Source organism: Actinokineospora enzanensis DSM 44649, assembly GCF_000374445.1.
GTDB classification, from domain to species: domain Bacteria; phylum Actinomycetota; class Actinomycetes; order Mycobacteriales; family Pseudonocardiaceae; genus Actinokineospora; species Actinokineospora enzanensis.
In genome coordinates this window covers 46564-64389 of record NZ_KB894434.1, presented here as the reverse complement: position 1 = coordinate 64389, position 17826 = coordinate 46564, and the positions used below count along the sequence as shown (strand labels likewise).

At 71.0% G+C, this 17826-nt stretch carries 13 protein-coding genes; 6 read left to right on the top strand and 7 right to left on the bottom strand.

From position 1 onward, the window contains the following. Window positions 1–21: 21 nt before the first annotated feature. The 4 genes from C503_RS0129375 to C503_RS0129360 form a co-directional block, all read right to left on the bottom strand. Complete coding sequence (locus C503_RS0129375; RefSeq protein WP_018685804.1) at window positions 22–888, bottom strand: metallophosphoesterase family protein; 867 nt, start codon at window positions 886–888, stop codon at window positions 22–24. Then, entirely contained in the window at window positions 885–2264 is a 1380-nt protein-coding gene (locus tag C503_RS0129370; protein WP_033401178.1) for an ABC transporter substrate-binding protein, read from the bottom strand. Before C503_RS0129370 ends, C503_RS0129375 begins: the two co-directional genes overlap by 4 nt. Before the next feature lie 157 nt (window positions 2265–2421). Continuing rightward, on the bottom strand, window positions 2422–3549 hold the full coding sequence (locus C503_RS0129365) for an ABC transporter ATP-binding protein (RefSeq protein ID WP_018685802.1): 1128 nt from the start codon (window positions 3547–3549) through the stop codon (window positions 2422–2424). A gap of 212 nt (window positions 3550–3761) precedes the next feature. Beyond that, window positions 3762–4469 (bottom strand): 2OG-Fe(II) oxygenase, encoded by a 708-nt coding sequence (locus tag C503_RS0129360; protein ID WP_018685801.1) that lies wholly within the window; start codon window positions 4467–4469, stop codon window positions 3762–3764. A gap of 104 nt (window positions 4470–4573) precedes the next feature. Here C503_RS0129360 and C503_RS0129355 point away from each other — a divergent pair, with 104 nt between their 5' ends. Continuing rightward, entirely contained in the window at window positions 4574–7093 is a 2520-nt protein-coding gene (locus C503_RS0129355; protein ID WP_018685800.1) for a hypothetical protein, read from the top strand. 168 nt (window positions 7094–7261) lie between these two features. Next, complete coding sequence (locus C503_RS0129350) at window positions 7262–7609, top strand: hypothetical protein (protein WP_018685799.1); 348 nt, start codon at window positions 7262–7264, stop codon at window positions 7607–7609. Window positions 7610–7697: 88 nt separating this feature from the next. On the opposite strand, the gene C503_RS0129345 is transcribed toward C503_RS0129350, so the two are convergent. After that, window positions 7698–8102: a histone-like nucleoid-structuring protein Lsr2 gene (locus tag C503_RS0129345; RefSeq protein ID WP_018685798.1), complete on the bottom strand. Its 405-nt coding sequence runs from the start codon at window positions 8100–8102 to the stop codon at window positions 7698–7700. Between the two features lie 805 nt (window positions 8103–8907). On the opposite strand from C503_RS0129345, the gene C503_RS0129340 reads away from it, so the two are divergent. Next, window positions 8908–9810: a GNAT family N-acetyltransferase gene (locus tag C503_RS0129340; RefSeq protein WP_018685797.1), complete on the top strand. Its 903-nt coding sequence runs from the start codon at window positions 8908–8910 to the stop codon at window positions 9808–9810. A 173-nt stretch (window positions 9811–9983) separates the two neighbouring features. Here the strand turns inward: C503_RS0129340 and C503_RS0129335 are convergent, their stop codons facing one another. Beyond that, the gene (locus C503_RS0129335) at window positions 9984–12962 is read right to left on the bottom strand and encodes a glycine--tRNA ligase (protein WP_156893604.1); all 2979 of its coding nucleotides are present in this window, start codon (window positions 12960–12962) and stop codon (window positions 9984–9986) included. 442 nt (window positions 12963–13404) lie between these two features. On the opposite strand from C503_RS0129335, the gene C503_RS0129330 reads away from it, so the two are divergent. Together C503_RS0129330 and C503_RS0129325 are read left to right on the top strand one after the other, a co-directional pair. Next, window positions 13405–13890 (top strand): acyl-CoA thioesterase, encoded by a 486-nt coding sequence (locus C503_RS0129330; protein ID WP_018685795.1) that lies wholly within the window; start codon window positions 13405–13407, stop codon window positions 13888–13890. Beyond that, on the top strand, window positions 13887–14342 hold the full coding sequence (locus tag C503_RS0129325) for an ester cyclase (RefSeq protein ID WP_018685794.1): 456 nt from the start codon (window positions 13887–13889) through the stop codon (window positions 14340–14342). The genes C503_RS0129330 and C503_RS0129325 overlap by 4 nt, the downstream gene beginning before the upstream one ends. 157 nt (window positions 14343–14499) lie before the next feature. On the opposite strand, the gene C503_RS0129320 is transcribed toward C503_RS0129325, so the two are convergent. Continuing rightward, window positions 14500–14772 carry a hypothetical protein gene (locus C503_RS0129320; protein ID WP_018685793.1) on the bottom strand — a complete coding sequence of 91 codons (273 nt, stop codon included), beginning with the start codon at window positions 14770–14772 and terminating at the stop codon, window positions 14500–14502. 426 nt (window positions 14773–15198) lie between these two features. Here C503_RS0129320 and C503_RS43715 point away from each other — a divergent pair, with 426 nt between their 5' ends. After that, window positions 15199–17796 carry a P-loop NTPase fold protein gene (locus C503_RS43715; RefSeq protein ID WP_018685792.1) on the top strand — a complete coding sequence of 866 codons (2598 nt, stop codon included), beginning with the start codon at window positions 15199–15201 and terminating at the stop codon, window positions 17794–17796. Window positions 17797–17826: the final 30 nt, after the last annotated feature.

The window sequence follows — 17826 nt, the reverse complement described above, 5'->3', positions numbered from 1 at the left end:
GTGACTCGACCAGGAGTCCCGCTACCACAGTCCGACAACCTCTCGGAACATCGTCAGCCGCTCCGCCTCGTCCACGTCATACACCGACGCCGCCGGGGTCACCGGCACCGCCGTCGCCACGACCTGGTCGCCGAACACGTCGATCCGGCTGAACGCCGCGTGCGCGTTGCCGCGCAGCCGTCCCGCGGGCGGCACCGGCACCACGCCGTACGCCAGCGCCGGGCCGATCCACACCGGCACCCCGCCGATCGCGCCCGCGCCCGCGTGGTGCGCGTGCCCGGTGATCACCAGCCGGGTGTCCGTGCCCTCGATCACCTCGCCGAGCCGCTCGGCGTCACGCAGCCGCAGCAGGTGCACGGTGGGCACCGGCGAGGGCAGCGGCGGGTGGTGGGCGACGAGGACCGTGCCGCGCGGGGCGGGCTCGGTCAGCACCTTGCCCAGCCACTCCAGCTGTGCCTGCCCCAGGTGCCCGTCGTGCTTGCCGGGCTCGCTGCTGTCCAGCACCACCACACGCAGACCGGACACATCGAACACCGCGTTGTAGTCCTCGGTGGACGGTTCGGTGCCGAGCAGCTCCGCGCGGAACGCGGAACGCTCGTCGTGGTTGCCCACGGCCGGGATCACCTGCGCGCCAAGCCGTTCGGCGACCGGTCGGACCGCCGCCGCGAGCCGCCGGTAGGACTCCGGCGAGCCGTTGTCGGTCAGGTCCCCGCTGAGCAGGAAAGCGTCCACTTTGGCCGCCGAGGCGAGCACCATGTCCAGGGCAGCGGCCAGGTTGGCCGAGGTGTCCACGGTGTCGTGCATCAGCTTGCCCGCGGGCATGATGTGCGTGTCGGTGAGCTGGACCAGGGTGAGGTCGGGTCGGATCCCGTGCGCTGGGTCGGTCATCGGCCGCCCTCCGGCACCAGCTTGGCGGCCGCGTCCTGGGCGGTCTTCAGCGTGCTCTGCGGGTCGGCGCCCTGGAACACCGAGTTCTCCACCGCGGACATCATGCCGTCGCGGATCTGCAGGTAGCTCGGGCCGGGGAAGGACACCCAGGGCTCCATCCGGTCCAGCTGTTCCAGGTTCGGCTTGATCAGCGGGTTCTTGTCGGCCCACGGCTTGAGCCCGGCCGGGTCCTCGACCAGCTTGGTGCGCAGCGGCAGGTAACCGATCTTGGTGGCGATGGTGGTGTAGGCCTCTTCACTGGTCAGGAACTTGATCAGCTCCCAGGCCGCGCGCTGCTTGGCCGGGTCCTTGGCGAACACGAACAGCGACGCGCCGGAGTTGGTCGGCACCACCGGCTTGCCGTCGAAGGCGGGCATGGCGGCGGACTTCAGGTTCTCCTTGAGGCCCTTGCCGAAGGTGCCCTGCAACGCGCTGGACTCCACGATCATGCCGAAGTCGCCGCGGGCGAAGCCCTCGGTGCCCTGCTGCTGGTTGCGGTTGGGCATGGCGCCGGACTTCACCATCTTCTGCATGGCGGTCACGGCCTCGACGGTCGGACCGTCCGCGAAGGACAGTGCCTTGCGGTCCTCGGAGATCACCCGGCCGCCGTTGGAACGCGCGATCGACTGGAAGCACCAGTCCTTGGAGCCCTTGGTCAGGCAGTCGACGTAGACGCCTTCCTTGCCGGTCTTGCCCTTGATGGCGAGCGCGGCCTGCTCGACCTCGGACCAGGTCTTCGGCGGCTTGGCCGGGTCGAGACCGGCCTTGGTGAACAGGTCGGCGTTGTAGTAGAGCACCGGGGTGGAGAACACGAACGGCACGCCGTAGGTCTTGCCGCCCCAGTCGCCCAGGGTGCGCGCGGTCTTGGCGAACGGGTACTTGGCGCCGTCGAAGTTCTTCTGCACCTCGTCCTTGCCGACCAGGTCGTCCAGCGGGGCGGCCTTCAGCTCGTTGATGGTGAAGTCGAGGTCGCTGAAGCCGAGCTGGGCCACGTCCGGCGGGTTCCCGGCGGCCATCTGCGCCTGGATGCTGGGAATCGTGTCGGTGGCCGGGTTGGCGCTGTTGCCCTGCGGCTTCTGCGGCGTCACCTTGATGTTCGGGTGCGCGGCGGTGAACTTGCCGATCAGCTCGTTGAAGGTGTCGGTCCAAGCACCCGCCTGGCCGAAGTTGTAGCTCTCGAAGACGATCGAGACCTGCTGGTCGGCCTTGAGCTCGGGGATGCGGCTGGTCGTGGTGTTCGAGCCTGCGGCCGGGGTCTCGCCGCCCAGGCCGCAGCCTGCCAGCGCGGTGGTCAGCGCGAGCGCCGCACCGACAGCCGCCAACAACTTTCTTCTCACCGGGAACTCCTTTGTTGGCCTCGGCTCCGCCGAGGCGGCTCGATCGCTCTCAGCCGGTCTCTTCCCGCCGCGATCTCGCGGGGGGTCAAGGGGGGAAGGGGGAGAGGGGAAGGGGTGGGAGAGGGGGAGGAAGACGGGTGTCTGGTGGTTCGGTTGCTCAGGCGGGGCTGCCGAGCGGTACTTCCGGTTCCGCCGCCGCGGGGTCCGGCGTGGGCTGCCATGCCAGCCGTCGCCCGCTGTCGGGGTCGAACAGGTGCAGGGTCTCGGGGGCGGCGGTCAGGTGTGCCGGGTCGCCCGCGCGCAGGCCGAGCGGGCGGGGGCCGCGCACGCACACCCGGGCGTCGCCGACCAGGCAGTGCGCGACCTCCTCGCTGCCCAGGTTCTCCACGGTCCGCACGACGCCGCGCAGGGCCGCGTCCTCGGGCGTGGTCAGCCGCAGGTGTTCCGGCCGCACGCCGAGGATCACCGGGCGGGCGGGCATCTCCGCCGGGATGCCCAGGTCGATGTCGAGATCGGTGGCGTGGGCGCGCAGGGTGCCGCGGGACTCGGCGGTGGCGGGCACCAGGTTCATCGGCGGGGAGCCGAGGAAGCCTGCCACGAAGGTGGACGCGGGCCGGTCGTAGACCTCCTCGGGCGTGCCGACCTGTTCCAGCTTCCCGTGGTCGAGCAGCACGATGCGGGTCGCCATGGTCATCGCCTCGACCTGGTCGTGCGTCACGTACACGACGGTGGCGCCCAGTCGCTGGTGCAGACCGGAGATCTCGGCGCGGGTGCTTGAGCGCAGCTTGGCGTCCAAGTTGGACAGTGGTTCGTCCATCAGGAACGCGCCGGGGTCGCGCACCAGCGCCCGGCCGAGCGCGACCCGCTGGCGCTGCCCGCCGGAGAGTTCCTTCGGCTTGCGGGCCAACAATTCGGTGAGGTCCAGCACGGCGGCGACCTCGTCCACCTTCGTCCGGATGGCGTCCTTGCGCAGCCGCCGGGCGCGCAACGGGAAACCGATGTTGCGGGCCACGGACAGGTGCGGGTACAGCGCGTAGCTCTGGAACACCATGGCCAGGTCGCGCTCGCGCGGCGGGGTGTGCGTGATGTCGGTGTCGTCGAGCAGCACCCGGCCGCCGGTCGGGCCCAGCAGGCCCGCGATCATCCGCAGCAGCGTGGACTTGCCGCAGCCGCTGGGGCCGAGCAGCACCAGGAACTCGCCGTCCGCGACGTCCAGCCAGACATCGTCGACGGCGGTGACCGCGCCGAACCGCCGGGTCAGGCCTTCCAGTCGAATACGGCTCACGGGTGCGCACTCCTCGGCGGACGATCGGCTCGTGGACGAACGGAAGTGCAGCAGGCATCCGTGTACGGATGATGAACCGCAAACCCCGAAAGGTCTGCACGTCCCCGCCGCACCCGCGCTGACCAGCGGCGATAGGTGCGCGTAACGCCGTGACGATCGAAAAACGCAATCGGGCGAGAGCGGCTGTTGACCGGCTGACCGGCCGAAACGCCTTATCGGGCGTTGTGGAAGATGATGCCGAGCACGTGCCTTCGTCCGGAATGGACCGCGCTGACCCCGTGCCGCATGGCCACCCGGCGATGGCCGCGGGCGCCGACCACCGGCCGGTCGCGGACCGGGAACACCAGCCCCTGCCCCAGCCCGGGACGCGCGACCATGGCGCGGGACTGCTGCCGCGGCCGGTTCTCCACGAACACGCTCTCGCCGCCGGTGAAATCCTCGTCCGGGGTGCTGAGCATGATCGCGACCTGCAACGGGAATGTCAGGTCGCCGTAGATGTCCTGGTGCAGGCAGTTGTAGCCGCCGGGGCCGTAGCGCAGCAGCAGCGGTGTCGGGCGGTGTTGCCCCTGCGCCGCGCAGGCCGCGACGAGTTCCGGCAGTGAAGTGGGGTAGGTGGGGTCGCCGAGCTTGCGGGCCCAGTCGTTGGCCAGTTCGGCGAGCGGTGGGTAGAGGGTGGCGCGCAGGTCGGCGACGATCGGCACGAGCGGGTCGGCGAAGTAGCGGTAGACGCCCTCGCCGTAGGCGTGCCGGGCCATCACGACGGTGGAGCGGAACACCTCGTCGCGCTCGAACATGCCGATCACCTCGGCGCACTGGGCCGGGGTGAGCAGCGGCGGGGTGAGCGCGAACCCGGCGGTGTCCACTCGGTCGGTGATGGCCGACCAATCCGGGTCCGGCAGGGCGGTGGCGTTGTTCGGCACGGGTCACTCCATCAGGGGAATCGCTGGGCTTCCGAGGGAACACCGCCCAGGTCCGGGCGGTTGCACCCGAGCGCGTCCGGCCCGCCCCGGCCAGAATCCGGGACATGACGCCGTCGGCCGCCGAGCTCACCCGCGAGCTGGACCCGCTGCCGCACCCGGACCGGGTGACCCGCCTGGTCGCGCTCGCCCACGAGACCGCCCCGCCCGCGCGCCGCACCCTGCTGGCCGACCTGCACGCCGGGAGCGCGTTCGGCCGGGAGCTCGGGCTGCGGCTGGCTGTCGTCGGTGGTGATCTCGACCACCTGCGGGCCTGCCTGGCCGACCCGGTGCTGCGGTGCAGCGCGGCCATCGCGCTGGTACGGCACGGCGCCGACCTGGCCGACGTGGGGATCGAGCACCTGCCCAGCGCGATTCGCCGCAAGGTGTACCTCGCGGTCCGCCGCTACCGCGACGCCGCGACCGCGGACGCGCTGATCGCCCCCGTCCGCGCGCGGTTCGGCGACGCGGAAGCCGGGCGGCTGCTGCCGTCGTGCTCGCCGGAGCTGGTCGCGGAGCTGCTGCCCGATCTCGCGCACGCCGTGCCGAACTGGTCCGCGCTGGCCGCCGCCCACCCGCACCTGGTGCTTGACCACCTCGACCGCGCGCTGGAGCAGACCCCGAAGTCGAACTGGGGCGGCCTGCCCGGTCTGCGCACCGGGCCTGCGGTCGCGGCACCGGTCGCCCCGAAACGGGTGCTGGACCTGGCCGAGCGCACGCTGGGCCGCGTCGACGTGCTGGGTCACCTGCGCGAACACCATGGCGTGCTGGGCGCGCACGACCCCGACCGGCTACTGCGCCTGCTCTTGGACCCGCGGCACGGCCGGGTCTCCGTCGACCCCTCCACCTGCCGGGCGCTGCGCGGCGCCACGGACCTCGGCTCGCTGGTGCGGGTGATCTCGCTGCGCAAGCTGCCGGTGCTGCTGCACGCGCTGGCTCCCGCCCGCAGGCACGCGGTCTTCCAGGCGGGCGTGCATGGCGTGGACGACCACCACCGGCACTGGCCCAGCACGCTGGCCGGTCTCGACCTGCTGCCGCGCGCGCACCGCATCGCCGAGGCACGGAAGCTGCTGCTGAGCCCGGTGGTCCGGGACGATCCCGCGCTGCGGCTGGCCGTCACCGCCCGCACCGACTGGACCGAGGCAGCGCCCGCGCTCGCCGCGGCGGCGGAGGCGCGGTCGGTGGCCGAGCGCGCGCAGGCCTACCGGCTGACGATCGCGGCCGCGGCGGCGACCGGGAAGGCGGAGATCCTCGGGACGGTGTTGACCGTGCTGCCCCGGGTCCCGATCGACCCCGAGGTGCATTTGACGGTGTTGGTGGGTCTGCTGACCGTGCCCGCCGCGTTGTTTCGCGACGAGGACACCGAGCTGTTGCGCGATTTCGCGACAAATGTCCTCGGTGTCGACCGGCCCGCGCCCACCGCCGTCGCCGAACTGTGCCGCCTGGCGCTGCGGCTGATCGACGCGGGTGTCCACGAGGGACGGGAACGGCTGGCCGACTGCGGGCGGTCGATCCTGCGCGCGGCCACCACGGCGCCGCTGCCGATGCCGTGGAGCGTGCTGACGTCGGACCTGCCGCCGGGCGCGGAAACGGCGTTGCTGCCGCGGGCGAACGCGGAGGTTAAGCAGGGCCGGTACGACACCGCGCTGTTCCTCGCCGACCTCCTGGGCGAACGTGCGTGGTCGCTCCCCGAACTCCAGGACGCTGTGGACAGTGGCAGGCGCAGCCCGGTCGACGGCATCGCGCTGCGCGCGCTCGGCCTGTGGCTGGCGGATCCCGCCACGCGCGGACAGCGGGTGGCGCGGGCGCTGACCGAGGACGTCTCCACGATCCTGGTGCCCAGCGTCGCCGCCGCGGTCGCCGCGTTGCGCACCGACCTGCTCGACAAGCTCCCGCACAGCCAGGTATCGGGCCGGTTCGTGTTCGGCGGCGAACCCCGCCCGCCGCGCTACCCGGACCGCTGGTTCCACCGCTGGCTGCCCCGCCAGCGCGAACGCTACGCCCGGTCACTGGCCGCCGTGGCGGGCGACCACTCGGTCCCGGTCGATGTCCGGCTGGACGCGGCGCGCGCGTTGCGCAGCGTCCCGGTGCTACGGGAACTCGTACCCCTGCCCGGTCTCGCGGATACCGGACAGTCCCAGGTGTGGATCAACCCGTCGACCCGGCCCGCGCCGGGGCAGGTCGCGATCCGCGCCCTCATCCGCTGCGCGCCGCATCTACCGCCGGACGAATTGGGCGCGGCGCTCGGCCCGCTCTGGACAAGCACCGACGCGTCGGTCGTCGTGCGCGTGGTGGCGCTCGCGGCCGCGCACCGGATCCCGGCTCTCCCCGACCGGTTGGCGGAATGCTCTCGGCTGCCCGGCCAGGACGCGGCCGTGCGACGCGCGGTGGTCACCGCGGCGGTCACCCTGTTGGACACGCCGGTGGTATGGGACCTGTTGGCCGAGGCGGCCGCCGATCCGGCGGTGGCACCGGCGATCCCGGCCGCGGCACCGGAATCGGTACCCGCGCGGCATCGGGCCCGTTACGCCGGGCTCGTCCGATCGATTCCCCCGAACGGAGCCGACAGTTGGGGCCCGTACTTCTAATGACCGCGACGGGCAACGGGACCGGCGCGGAACGCGGCGAGGGCCTACGGGTGGAGATACACCGGCGATCGGGTGAACCCTCCGCAACGGGCGAACCCGGATTGCGGTGCGACGGGTACGGGGTACCCCGTACCGTGGTCGGGAGAGCCTAGGAAAGGGGCCACGTCCATGCCGGAGCCAGTACTGGTGTCGATCGCCGCGGCCCTCGCCGCGAAAACCGTCACCTCGCTCTACGACCTGGTGAAGAAGCGGTTCGCCGACAGCCCGGACGCGGCGGCCGCGCTGGCCGCGGCGGAGGGGGCGGCCGAGGACTCGCCGCAGGTGGCGGCGCTGGCCGGGGAACTGGAGCGCACCGAACGGGAGGACCCGCGCTTCGCCGAGGAACTGCGGTCGCGGTGGTCGGTGGAATCCTCGCGCCAGGTCGCCGACCACGGCGGTGTGGTGAACCAGATCACCGGGAATGTCAGCGGCAAGGTGCTGCAGGCGCGCGACATCGAGGGCGGCGTCAGCTTCTGACCGGCCCGGGGTCGCCGTCCACCCCGGACCGCAGGCACCACGGGACCGCGGCGGGCACTCCCCCGCCGCGGTCCGTCCCGATGGCGCCTCAGCCGGAGAAGGCGGCCTTCTTCGCCTTGCCGCCGCCGTTGGTCTTCGCCTTGACGGTGTGCGCCTCCTCGAAGGCCTCCACCACGGCCGACGGGATGCGGCCGCGCTCGGAGATGTCGTGGCCGTTCTGCCGCGCCCAGTCGCGGATGGCCTTGGTCTGCTCCTTGGAGCGCGCGTCGCTCGCGGGCTTCGCCGAGGGGGCCACGTGCCGCTTCACCCGGCCGCCGGTACGCCGAGCGGCGGCCACGAACTCGGCCAACTGCTCGCGCAGGCGGGTGGCGTTCGCCTCATTCAGGTCGATCTCGTAGTTCGCGCCGTCCAGGCTGAATTCAACCGGACGGATGTCCTCGCCCGCCGACCCGTCGAGGTCGTCGTAAAGCTGGACGATGGTCTTCTGAGCCATGGGGCACCTCACTGCACACGGATGTTCCGGGAATTGAATACTTCTCCCACTGGTCCGGAACAGTACCCGTTCGGCAACGCTTCGACAAATACCGGGCGCTTCGCGGAATGACCCGCGTGTCGTCCGACACCCGTCCCGGGGAAACCGGCCTGCTCGCCCAGGGCGAATGAGGAGGCCGGTTCGCGCGAAAATCGCTAGCCGGCGCTCGATAACCGTACGCCATATGTTCGGCGAGTTCCCCGACGTCCGACGGCATTCGCCCATGCGGACCGACCGGACCGCGACCGGACCGCGCGGACGAACGCGCCGACTCGCCATTGCCCGGTCCGGCGAGCCGGGCCAGTCGCCGATCTCACCCGCTCCGCGCCAATCGGACACGGACCGAGTTCACATCCATCCGACTCGCCGCGCCGGGTAGCGCTCACCCGGGCAAGCGCTCCCGATTCCGTCACCTCGCAGGCACTTCACGTTAAACGGCAACCAATCACCCACCGCTACCGCTCGTGGGCCGCTCGCGTAGGGCATTCGCCCACCACCCGTCGCCTTCCCGCTACCGCACGCAATGCGACCCGGCGGCTTTCCCCGCCGCGCTTAACCCGGCGCGGGCCCGGTACCGGGAGTGTTTCACCGATATGACGGCGGACTTGTCACCGGACGAACAGCGCAAACCCGCTTGCCGGACCGGAGCGGCCTGCACTAGCGTCCGGGGCGTCCGCAGTCGAACGAAGAAGGGAGGTGGGACCCGTGCTCCGCATCGTCCCGCGCTCCCACCCGGGGGCGCGCTGAACTTCCCCGGAAGGACACCATGACCGATCCGGTCATCCGCCCGCTCACCGCGGGCGAGGAACACCTGTTCGACACATTTCCCGATCCCGGTCTCGTCGGCCGCCCACTGCTCGGCACCACTTACGCCGAGCTGCGCGACCGGGGCGAATACCGTCCCGAATGGACCTGGATCGCCCGGCGCGGCGACGAGGTGGTGGCCCGCGCGGCCTGGTGGGGCGCGGCCGACGACAAGGAGCCGGTCGCCCTCGACTGGCTGGATTTCACCGATCCCGACGCGGCCGCGGCCCTGCTCCGCGCGGCCCCGTTCCGCGTCGAGTACTGCCTTACCCTGCCGACAGGCTGGCGGGACACGCCTGCCGTGCTGGCCGCCGCGCAGGCCCGACTGACGGCCGCCACGACGGCGGGCATGACATTGTTGGTCGAGCGCTACCGCTACCGCTGGACGCCGGATCTGGGCCTCCCGGAGCGTCCCGGACGTCTCGTTTATCGAGAAGCGGACGATGAGGCCTTCCTGGCCGTGTTCCGCCGCCTCCTCGCGGGCACGCTGGACGCGCACGCCAGGAAGGCGGCGGCGGAATCCGGTGTGGACGCGGCCGCGCGGGAAGACCTGGACATCCTGCTGTGGATGCCCGCGCCCCGTTCCTGGTGGCGACTGGCTTATACGCCGGACGGTGACCTGGTCGGGTTGACCGTGCCGACCAGGAACCACGCCAACCCGGTCATCGGCTATATCGGAGTCGTCCCGGAACACCGCGGCCGCGGCTACGCCTACGACCTGTTGGCCGAGGCGACCCACATCCTGGTGGAGAACGGCGCCGACCGGATCGTGGCCAACACGGATGTGGACAACACGCCGATGGCGGCGACGTTCGCCAAAGCGGGCTATCCCATCACCCAGCACCGCATTGACCTGACCTGGTAGCCGTTGCCGGGCCGCTTCTCACCCGAGGAAGCGGCCCGGCGACGCGGGTCGAAAAACGAACAGCACGGGAATAGCCCGGTACGGGCGAGGCTTACCCGAGCCAGGATGGGACTGGATTCCCGCCCAGTGAGACGCTGCCCGGGGGCCGGATATGGATTAGCCCGACAATAGGGTCAGCCCGCGGTGCCGAGTGCCTGCCAGTCCAGCACCGGGGCGGCCCAGTCCCGGATCGAGGCGAGCAGGCCGAGTCGGGCGGTGCGCAGGATCGGTTCCTCGGCCATCACCAGGATCTCGTCGAAGAACGTGTCGACCGGGACGACCATCGGGCCAGCCGCCGCCACGAAGCCCGCCAGACCCTCGCCGGTCGTCTCTCGCGCGTGCGTGAAAGCCTGGTGCAGGGTGATTTCCGCGGGTTCGACGAGTACGGACGGGTCATAGGCGGCGACCGTGTCCGCCGGGACGATGCGGCGAACGCGCTGGAGCGCGGCCGTGAGCGCGGCGAACGTCGGGTCCCCGGCGTGCTCGGCGAGTCCGACCAGGGTCGCGTCGGCCACCGCCGGGGTGTCGGCCAGCAGCAGTACCGAGGCGACCCGGTCGAACGGGTGGCCCGCGTCGAGCAGCTGCTGTTCGTATCGGCGGGTCACGAACTCGGCGACATCGGCCAGTACCGCGTCGGCGACCTCGATCCCCTGCGCGCGCACTCGGTCGGCCGCGCTGGACAGTCCATAGGAGACGGTCAGGCCGCGCAGGTCGGGGAACGCGCGCAGGATCGAGACGACACCCGCGCCCGCGCGGCGGAGCGCGAAGGGGTCGGAGCTGCCGGTGGGCTTGGCGCCGACGGCGAACAGGCCCGCCAGCAGGTCGAGGCGGTCGGCGAGGGCCAGCAACGCGCCGGGCACGGTCGTGGGCACCGCGCCACCGCCGGAGCGCGGCAGCTCCATGTCGAACAGCGCGACGGCCACCGCATCCGGCTCGCCCGCGCGCCGGGCGTACTCGCGGGCCATGGTGCCCGCCAGGCTGGTCAGCTCGATGACCATCTGCGAGCCGAGGTCGAACTTGGCCAGCTCCGCCGCCCGCGCCAGCGTCGCACTGTCCTCGTCGGACAGTCCGACCCGGACGCCCAAGGCCAGTGCCACGGCGGCGATCCGGTCGGCGCGCTGGGCGACCGAGCCCAGTCGCTCCTCGAACGCGAGCTTGGCCAGACCCTCCTTCATCGCCGACGGCGGGGTCTTCAGGTCCGCACGCCAGAAGAAGCTCGCGTCCTCGTAGCGGGCGCGCAGCACGGCCTCGTTGCCCGCGCGCACCGTGTCGTGGTCGCACGCACCGTTCGCCACGGCGACGAAGTGCGGCAGCAGCCCGCCGTCGGCCCCGCGCACCGGCAGGTAGCGCTGGTGCTTGCGCATGACCGTGGTCAGGATCTCGGCGGGCAGCTCCAGGTACTTGGCGTCGAACGACCCCAGCACCGCGTCGGGCTCCTCCACCAGGTTCGTGATCTCGTCGATGAGCGCCGACTCGCCGTCGACGTCCACCACGCCGCCGACCGACGCGGCCAGTTCGCCCGCCGACGTGATGATCCGCGCGCGTCGTTCGGCCTGGTCGAGCGTGATCCCGTGGGCGGTGAGGAAGTCCGGGTACCCGTCCGCGGACGGCACCTCCACCACCGGCGACACCGCGGTCCGGTGCACCCGGGTCACGCGCGCGGACGCGAGCGCCGACACCACCACCGGCACCGCCGTCTCGCCGAGCAGTGCCAGCAGCCACCGGACGGGTCGACTGAACGACAGCCGCGGGTCGTTCCACCGCATGTTCTTGTCCGCGCGCAGCTCCGTGACGATCTCGCCGAGCAGACCGCTGAGCACCTCGACCGCGCCGCGCCCGAGGTCCACCCGGGTGATGCCGACGTACTCGACACCGTCCACATCGATGCGCCGCAGTTCGCCCGGGTCCACGCCCTGGCCGCGGGCGAACCCGGCGGCGGCCTTGGTCGGGTTGCCGTCGGCGTCGAACGCGGCCGACGCGCGCGGGCCGCGCACCGTGCGCTCCGCGTCCGGCTCCACCGGCTCGACCGCGTCCACGAGAGCGACCACCCGGCGCGGCGTGGCGAACACGCGCACCACACCGTGGCCGAGACGGGTCGCGGCGAGCTTGTCGGTCAGCGCCCGCTCGACGGCCGCGGCCGTACGGGTCACCTCGTGCGGTGGCAGCTCCTCGGTGCCGATCTCGAAGAGCAGCGTGCGCGCCATGTCCAGGGCGGGGAACTCCGTCGGCGCGGCGGCGGGCTCGGGCAACCCGGCCGTGCCCAGCGGGTGGCCAAGCTCGGCACGGCGCTCGGCCCACAGGCCCGCCACCTCGCGCGCCAGCCCGCGCATCCGCGCGAACGCCTTGGCCCGCTCGGTCGTGCTCACCGCGCCGCGCGCGTCCAGCACGTTGAAGGTGTGCGAGCACTTGAGCACGTGGACGTGCGCGGGCACCGGCAGCCGCGCGTCCAGCAGCCGCCGGGCCTCGGCGGCGTAGTCCTCGAACAGCCGCCGCTGGGTGTCCACGTCGGCGTCGTCCAGGTAGAACCGGCTCATCTCGTACTCGGCCTGGCCGAACGCCTCGCCGTAGGAGATGCCTGGTGCGTAGGCGATGTCCTTGAAGTGCGCCACGCCCTGCAGCGCCATCATGATCCGCTCGACGCCGTAGGTGATCTCCACCGAGACCGGGTCCAGGGTCTGCCCGCCCGCCTGCTGGAAGTAGGTGAACTGGGTGATCTCCAGCCCGTCCAGCCACACCTCCCAGCCGAGGCCCCAGGCGCCGAGCGCGGGCGAGGCCCAGTTGTCCTCCACGAAACGCACGTCGTGCGCGTGCACGTCGATGCCGAGCGCGGCGAGGCTGCCCAGGTAGAGCTCCTGCGGGTCGCCCGGGTCGGGCTTGAGCACCACCTGGAACTGGGTGTGGGTCTGCAGCCGGTTGGGGTTCTCGCCGTAGCGGGCGTCGTCCGGGCGGACGCTGGGCTCGACGTAGGCGACCCGCCACGGCTCGGGGCCGAGCACCCGCAGCACGGTGGCCGGGTTGAGGGTGCCCGCGCCGACCTCGGTGTTGAACGGCTGCACCACCATGGCGCCGCGTTCGGTCCAGTACCTGGTCAGGGCGAGCAGTGCGTCCTGCATGGTCAACACGGGTGACAACCTCACTCATGGCGCTCGGGGATGCACGCCGAGTCTAGGAGGCGGGCCGGGACCGCCCGGTCCGCGCCGGGTAACCCACCGGCGTGACAGGCGACTCCCGGCGACCGCCCGGTCCGTCGCCGCTTCCATCACCGGAACGAGTGAGGGAAAACAGACTTTTTCGGCCTAATTCAACTACCCAGAGTGAAGGTTGTCGCCCGAAGCAGGGAGATACCGGTTTACCGGCGGGAATTGGCAAAAACCACCCAAGTGATCGTTTAGACTGGCTCCCGTCTTCCCCGCCAGGATCCCCAGCCCGGTTTCCGCTCGACGTCACCGACATACCCACCGATATACCCTTGGAGAAACACTTCCGATGACCCCTGTCGACGCAGCCACGCGGACTCCGCTGACTGAACAGGAGCCACTGCCCACGGGGAAGACGATGGGCTCCTCGCGCTGCGAGCTCTCCCGCGTGATCTGGCGGTCCAACGAGAACATGTTCGGTTCCGGCAAGGGCACCCTGGTGCTCGAACTGGTCGACGACGTCGCCTGGGCCAGCGCCGCCCGGCACAGCGACGGGCACGCGGTGACCGTCTCGGTGGAGGACATGACCTTCTTCGCCCCGGTCTGGGCCGGGGACATCGTCACCGCGTATGCCCAGGTGGAAGGCACCGGCCGGACCTCGATGGAGATCGGCGTCCACGTCTCCGCGCGACGCTGCCACGGACCGTCCGAGCCGGAGCCGGTGGCCGAGGCGCACCTGGTGTTCGTGGCCGTCGACGACGACGGCGCGCCCCGCCCCGTCCGCCCGGTGCACCCCGAGACCGACGCCGAGTACGCCCGGCACCGGGCCGTGGCCATCCGCCGCGCGCACCGCAGAGCTCTTGCTTCCGCGCTGGCCGAGGTCGCCCTCCCCACGCCGCGATGATCGAGTCGTTGGTCCGCGCGCACCGGGTGCCCGCCCGCGCGGACGAGCAGGTGGAAATGGCGGCCGCGTTCGTCGTCGAAACGGTCAACGAGGGCGATTACACCGTTCTGGACACGTTCGCCCATCCCGATATCCGAGACCTCTCCGATATCCGGGTATTCGCCGACGGGATATCCGGGCTCCGATTCTCGGTGGCCGCCGCCCGGCGCGTCATGCCCGATATCTACGCCCGCATTCTCACCGCTCGGTGTACCGGCGCGGACACGGTGGAGACCCGCCTGGAGCTCACCGGAACCTACCTGGGCACCAACCTGGCACCCAGCCCCCGGCACGGGCGCCGCGCCACCTGGCGGCAGCACCACCTGTGGTCCTTCCGCGGCGCCAAGGCCTGCGCCCACCTTGGCTGGATAGACCGCGCGGCCCTGCGCGCCGCGCTCGGCGAGCCCTACTGAGTCCCTGGTATCCCCCGGCCGGCGCCCACCGGCCGGGGGACCAGGCGGGTCGGGGCCGTCCCTCCCGCGCGTCTTTCCCGCATACGAACGTCATTTTCAAACCGACCCTGGCACCGCAACCAGGGCCACCCGACCTGAACCGGTCGGTCCGGGCTTTTCAGCCTGCCAGCCGGTCCTCGGTCCGCCGCCGCGCCAGCGCCTGCCGGGGCGGGTGCGGCCACCTGGCCACGATGTTGACCGGCACGTCCACCCGCGGCGCGGGCTGCTCGACGCCGTTCTCCCCGGACTCCGCCGCCTCCAGCACGACGTCCCGCAGCGCCCCCGCGCGCTCCTCGACCAGGATCCGGTCGACCAACGAGGAAGCACGGCGCAGCCGCCAGCCGACCAGGGCGAGCACGAGCACCGAGCCGGTGATCCACAGCAGTGTCATGGCGATGTCGATTCTTTGCGATCCGGAGCCACCGAGGTCCTGACACGCGTGCGGTCCGGGCGTTGCCGGGTCCTCGCGGGGCACTGTTGCCTCGTCCATCGCACCGGCCCATAACGCCAGTTACAGCTCGTAGCCTAAGGCAACCGACTCACAACCGAGATTCACCCGTACGGCGTACAGCTTGAATGATCAAGTAACGATTCGTCGATCAACTTCGGGCTGCTCAGCGGATCTTCGCCGGAGTGGCGGGGTATCGAACGCCACCGGATCGATGACTCCGCGTCACGTCACCGCTACCTAGCAGAGAGTAGTCGGACTGGGCCGAGTGTGGGAACCGGACATCCCCTGGCCCGGCACCCCAACCCACCCCAGGGTGACCGCGCGGATCCGCCCTTTTTCGAAGATCAACCCGGCTAACCTCGCCCCATGGCGGTTGCCGAGCCCCCAAAACGCATCTACATCAGCCACGCTCTCAGCGGCGCGGGTGTCCTCGCATCGGTCCTGGGCACCCTGGACCGGTCCGGCTACGTGCCGATGGAGGACAGCGCGTCACTGGCCGCAGGCCTCGACGCGATGATGCGCGAATCGGACGGCGCGGTGGTGATCGTGACGCCCGGCTCCCTGCGCTCCGCCGCCACCAACCGTGAACTCACCGCGCTGCTGTCCTCGAAGGGCACCGGCTACCCGATCGTCACCCTCCTCGACGAGGACGTCACCGACGAGGCGTTGCGGGACCATGCCCTGCAATGGCGCGACCGGACCACGATCCTGCGCCACGGCGAGCTCGACGCCATGGTGGCCGTCTTCGACCAGGCCTTCGGGCGCGCCGGACCGGCGCGGCCCGTGGACTACGTCGAGCTGCGGGTGATCACACCCGACCTGCCGGTCAGCGCCATCGCGTTCGGCGAGGTGGACGGGCGACCGGTCGTGCTCATGGGGACCGATCGCGGGATCATCCACGCGCTGGACATCCACTCCCACACCACACGCGAACTCGGCAACCAGGGCAGCCCGGTGACGACGATCGCGGTGGGGCCCGACGGGGTGATCATCAGCGGCAGCCTGGACAACGTGGTCCGGCGTTGGCGGAACGGCACCGCTGAACCGCTCGCCGAGTACCCGGACACCGTCATGGCACTCTCGGCAACCGGAGAACGCGGCGCGCACGTAAGCCTCGACGGCGGGTTCGTGCGTGGTTGGTCGGACGCCGGGGACCCTTCGGCTGAAACAACTTCGACGCTGCTGGTCGGAGACATCGGGACGATGGCCGCTCTGCCAGGCCTGGTCGCCACCAGCACGGAACTGGGCGGCGTGTTCCTGTCCGGCGGACGGGAGCTCCCGGCATTCGGCGTGGCCGTGTCCGCGCTCGCGATCGCGGACGATCCCCTCTCCGTGGTGGTCGCCTACGAAGACGGCGATGTCTACCTGTGGCAGCCCGACCAGGACCAGTACATCAAGCTCGACAAACACCACGAGCCTGCGCGCGTGGCAATCGGCTCGCTGAACGGCGAGCGGATCGTGATCACGGAGGTCGGCGGGGTCATCCGGATCTGGGGGCAGGCGCGCAGCGGTCACGTCGAGTGGGTCGGGGACGCGCCAGCCGATGACGACTGGTTGCGGCGCAGGCCATTGGCGAAGGTGATCGCGGAGCGGCTCAAGCGAGTCGACGCGCAGGAACCCGGCAGCTCGCTGATGATCCACATAGATGCGCCGTGGGGTACGGGAAAGAGTACGTTGCTCAACTTCCTCCGGGCGGAGTCGACACCGGACTTCACCGTTGTCGACTTCGATGCCTGGCAGGAGGCGGGTGTCGGCCCGGCGTGGTGGGCGGTGCTGACCTCATTGCGCACGGCCATCCGCAGGCAACGCCGGTTACCCGGGCGGATCTGGTTGCGTATCAACGAATCCCTGGCCCGGCTTCGCCGCGTGGGCGCCCCCTTCGTCTTGGCGGTCACCGGGGTGATGGTCTTCATCGGCGTGATCCTGCTGGTGCTCAACGGTTTCCACGGCATGGCCGACGCGGTCAAGACCGTCATCGGCGGACTGGCCGGAGTGAGCACCCTGTTCGCGGGCGCTCTGGTGGCGAGTCGGTTCCTGTTGTGGGACTCGGCGCGTGGGGCTCGGTTGTTCGAGCAGTCCAACACCAATCCGATGCTGGAGGTGGAGCGGCACTTCACCTGGTTGATGTCCCGTTCCAAGCGCCCGGTGGTGTTCCTGGTCGACGATCTGGACCGGTGCAAGGAGACCTACATCGTCGAACTGCTGGACAAGATCCAGAACCTGATCCGCGACATCGGCCCGCCCAACATCCACTTCGTGGTCTGCGCCGACGGGGCCTGGCTGCGCACCGCCTACGAGCACGGCTACGCCACGTTCGCGAGCGCGGCGGCCCGACCGGGCGAGCCGATGGGGTACAAGTTCCTGGAGAAGTTCTTCCAGCTGCACATACCCATCCCCGCGATCGACACCGCCCGCCGCGAGACCTACCTGCGCCGCCTCCTGCACAGCTCCACCGCCCCGACCGATGTCGTTGTCACCGAGGAGGCCCGCGTCCGGGCCCGCCTGGACCGCAGCGTCACCGAGGCCCAAGTGGTCGACGCACTGCGCACGGCCAGTCCGGCCGTGCGGGATCTGGTGGCTGAACAAGCGCTCGCGCGGATGACCACGAAGACCGCGATCGCCGAGACCGAGCACAGTCTCCTGCGGTTCGCGGATCTGCTGCCGCCGAACCCTCGCGCGATGAAGCGATTCGTGAACTCCTACAGCGCGTTGCGTGCCGTCCGCACCCTGGAGGGCAACGCGGTCGCCGTCGAGGCCTTGGCGCTCTGGACGATCCTGGAGATCCGCTGGCCCGGCCTAGCCGACCACCTGCGCGACCACCCCGAGGCCATCGCGGGCGCCGAGGAAGACCTCCCGGAACGCCTGCGCCCGCTGCACACCGACCCGATTCTGCGCACCATGACCACGAGCACCCGCTACCCGTCCCTCACCCCAGCACTCATCCGCGCGTGCTGCGGCAGGTAGACCATCAGGTAGACCATGACGTACATCCGA

Coding starts and splice junctions, on each gene's coding strand:
- C503_RS0129375 (WP_018685804.1), bottom strand. CDS start 888: ATGACCGACCCAGCGCACGGGATCCGACCCGACCTCACCCTGGTCCAG.
- C503_RS0129325 (WP_018685794.1), top strand. CDS start 13,887: ATGATCGAGTCGTTGGTCCGCGCGCACCGGGTGCCCGCCCGCGCGGAC.
- C503_RS0129345 (WP_018685798.1), bottom strand. CDS start 8,102: ATGGCTCAGAAGACCATCGTCCAGCTTTACGACGACCTCGACGGGTCG.
- C503_RS0129340 (WP_018685797.1), top strand. CDS start 8,908: ATGACCGATCCGGTCATCCGCCCGCTCACCGCGGGCGAGGAACACCTG.
- C503_RS43715 (WP_018685792.1), top strand. CDS start 15,199: ATGGCGGTTGCCGAGCCCCCAAAACGCATCTACATCAGCCACGCTCTC.
- C503_RS0129320 (WP_018685793.1), bottom strand. CDS start 14,772: ATGACACTGCTGTGGATCACCGGCTCGGTGCTCGTGCTCGCCCTGGTC.
- C503_RS0129355 (WP_018685800.1), top strand. CDS start 4,574: ATGACGCCGTCGGCCGCCGAGCTCACCCGCGAGCTGGACCCGCTGCCG.
- C503_RS0129350 (WP_018685799.1), top strand. CDS start 7,262: ATGCCGGAGCCAGTACTGGTGTCGATCGCCGCGGCCCTCGCCGCGAAA.
- C503_RS0129335 (WP_156893604.1), bottom strand. CDS start 12,962: ATGCAGGACGCACTGCTCGCCCTGACCAGGTACTGGACCGAACGCGGC.
- C503_RS0129330 (WP_018685795.1), top strand. CDS start 13,405: ATGGGCTCCTCGCGCTGCGAGCTCTCCCGCGTGATCTGGCGGTCCAAC.